Origin of the sequence: Dorea sp. BIOML-A1 (assembly GCF_009875615.1) — a bacterium.
GTDB classification, from domain to species: domain Bacteria; phylum Bacillota; class Clostridia; order Lachnospirales; family Lachnospiraceae; genus Dorea_A; species Dorea_A amylophila.
Genome location: NZ_WWSA01000065.1, coordinates 1 through 1,677, shown reverse-complemented (window position 1 = coordinate 1,677; position 1,677 = coordinate 1). Strand labels below are relative to the sequence as shown.

General features: G+C 39.4%; 2 pseudogenes. Both read right to left on the bottom strand.

The features are described from left to right. A pseudogene (locus GT508_RS14315) lies at positions 1 to 850 on the bottom strand (transposase); the annotation flags it as partial. A 365-nt stretch (positions 851 to 1,215) separates the two neighbouring features. Further along, positions 1,216 to 1,677, bottom strand: a pseudogene (locus GT508_RS14310) (ISNCY family transposase); the annotation flags it as partial.

The window sequence follows — 1,677 nt, the reverse complement described above, 5'->3', positions numbered from 1 at the left end:
GTTTTAGGGTTGATCAAAGGATGCTTCTGAAAGAAATCAATCAAAACAGGGAGCAGTGCCTTAGAGTCCGCAAGTGATTTATCTTCATCTGGTGAATCGGATTTCTTTTCAACAATGATATTAGGATGAGCATTTAGGAAATCTTTATTGTAGAAGGTAATATCGCGAACAATACCAAGACCATTAGTGACAATACCAAACTTATAGGCATAGCAGAAATGTCCGTTGATGTACATCTGTTGGATAGCTGGGTTAGCAGTAGCGTGTGCAGGCATTGAGCCGTAAGCAGCTTTGTAAGGATCAAAGTTTTTATCAAAGTTGTGAGCCTTTGCAAAGGCCTTTAACTGTTTTATGATACGGTTTGCGTATTTCGGATTATTTTCTGTTACCCATGCCTCAATTCCAGAAGTATCAAAGATACTCATGGAAGCAAGGTTAGAATCAATACGTTGGCAGATCGGTTCAGTGATATCAACTAAGTGATCGAACATCGATTGTAAGTCCATAAGAAAGTCCTGTTTAAAGCGGGTAAATTTTGAGGCATCAGGAACAACACAGAAGCCACAGAAATCCCGTAGTTCCTGAGAATATTTTAAAAATATAATCAGAAGAGTATCAGTCGGGATTGAGAAAATGCGCTGAATAAGGAGAGCCTTAATCATAGGATAAAGTGGATGCTTACGGGGCTTCCTGTAGAAGCGTGAAAATGAGTAACAAAAGAAACAGGAACAATTTCATCAAGATTAATGGTTTGGTCAAGTAGAGAAAGAAACTGATATTTGTCATTATCGAATTTATTTTGGCAATCTTCAAAAACTTCTGCCAAAGTGAGCTGCTTATATGGTATCATATAGGTACATCTCCTTTCGGGTGGTTGGTTTATAGTTTCTAGGCAACTCTATTTTACCACAATCCGTTGAGGAGATGTTTTGTTTTATAAAAGTTAAAATGCCGTATTTATGCGGCTTGTGGCGTTTCGCAAACACCTAATTATGTATGTATAGGTAATTGCGAAACAAGTCCGCAATCCTGACTGAAAACAGGCGAAGGCTCCTGTCATGCAGGATTCTTGGGATAGGAAGTGAAAATCGTTCATTTCTTGGCACAACAAATAAACCTCATGGGCTTATGAAGTTGGTAAGTCCTATGCTATGAGTGGTTTTAAACTTCGTATGTATTGATGCTGGTGAATTTTATCAGCAACCATGACAGTTATTAACTGAGAAATTCCTGCAAGCAACAAATCTGCATGTAGTGTTTTCTCATTTTGGGTTTTACGACCGGCAATACAGAAACTGTCTTTAAAATGGTTGATTGATTTTTCAACGTTTACACGGATTTTATAGGTCTCATCCCATTCTAGGGAACCACGTTCCACACCTGGATAGGCACGCAGATTCTTTTCGGGGTAAATGTAAATCATTCTTCCACAGGAAGATGTGGTACAGGGGTTCTCACAGCGGCAGACACGGCGTTTCGTTTTGGTTTCACGGTTGTATTCCCATTTCATTTTAGGGCATACAAACTTCATGCTGGGAAGTTTGCTTCTCAGATGAGATTTACTCCCTTCCCGTTTCATAGGAAGTGTGGAATCATGCGGACAGCAAGGAACACCATTTTCGTTGAAGGTGTAGCCATTTTCTTCCATTGATAGTTTTGTCCGGAGTGGAATAAATG